Origin of the sequence: Rhodococcus sp. PAE-6, from assembly GCF_025290685.1 — a bacterium.
Lineage (GTDB): Bacteria > Actinomycetota > Actinomycetes > Mycobacteriales > Mycobacteriaceae > Rhodococcus > Rhodococcus pyridinivorans.
This window is the reverse complement of record NZ_JAOCLZ010000073.1, coordinates 1-1,236: the sequence shown is the minus strand read 5'-3', so window position 1 is coordinate 1,236 and position 1,236 is coordinate 1. Positions and strand designations below refer to the sequence as shown.

Genomic DNA, 1,236 nt, shown 5'->3' with positions numbered 1-1,236 from the left:
GTTCCTGGTGTGCCGAGTGATGCTGTCCGACCCGAAACGCTGGGGCGAGCTCGGGCACCGCGCTGCCGAGGCGTACTGGCAGGCCCGCACCGGCGAGCCGACACAGCATCCGGTCACCACCGAGGTCGCCGACGCGATCGTCGAGGCCCGCGCCGACGTCGAGCGTCCGTTCACCGAGGACTTCCTCGACACCACCCAGGCTGTACTCGACACCCAGGAGCCGGCCGAACCGGCCACCGCCGAGCAGCGCGGCGAGCACGTCGCCGCAGTGCAGGACGGGATCGACCAGGCCGCCACGGTCGAGGTCGATCAGTGGTGGGCACGAGGCCGCGCCGCCTATGACCCGGCCGATCCGCTGACGCTGCCGCAGCCGGACACCGATCCGCAGGTCGCCGCCGCGATCGGCAAGGTGCGCAGCCGCACGGGCCGCGATGAGATCCGCCACCAGTGGTTCGCCGGTGTCGAGCAGGCACGTCGCGAGGCCACCGCTGGCGAACGGCAGGCTCTGATCGCCGAGGTCGCCGTCGATCCGCGGCTGATCGCTCAGGTCGAAGGCCGGCGCCCGGACTACTTGCCGGCCGTGACCCGTTCCGAGGTCAAGAGCCTGATCGCCGAGGCCGCCCGCAAGGCGCCCCCGCTGCGCCAGGCCGCAGCGAAGGTACTGCTCGAACACCGGTTGCCGGACGAGCTGTATGAGCGGGCCTACGCCGAATGGGAGCGTGTGCACGGTCCCGAGCTGACCTGGGATCAGGGCACCGCCGCGCAGTGGACGGCGTGGATGACCATGCACGCCCGACGGGACCCGCTGCTCGGATCGTGGGTCGGGCTGCCGATGTACCCGCGCACCCCGATCATCGAGATCGGTATCGAGACCGCCTTCGAGGTCATGGCCGAAGAGCGCCCCGATCTGATCGCCGCCACCGCGGACATTCCCACCGAGCGTCTGGCTGCGGAGATGCGCGGGAACATCATCCCGAACCTGCCCGCACCCGACCCGTCGGAGCTGTCCGCCCAGTTCCGGGACGGGGCGGCCTACTGCGCCCTGACGTTGAAGGACCATCCGAACAGCAAGGTCGCCTACTTCCCGATGCGGGGCTGGGACTACACCCTCGGCGGCGAGAGCAGCTCCGTAACCTGCGGCCGCAACGCCCGGGCGGCAATCGGTGCGCTGCTCGAAGCCCGCAACATCGCGCTCCCGGAGTGGATCGAGCGGGCCTACCGGCCCTACGCCCAGGC

1 pseudogene is annotated in these 1,236 nt (G+C 71.0%); it reads left to right on the top strand.

The annotated features are described in order from the left end of the window. Positions 1-16 precede the first annotated feature (16 nt). Positions 17-1,236, top strand: a pseudogene (locus NVV99_RS26245) (helicase); the annotation flags it as partial.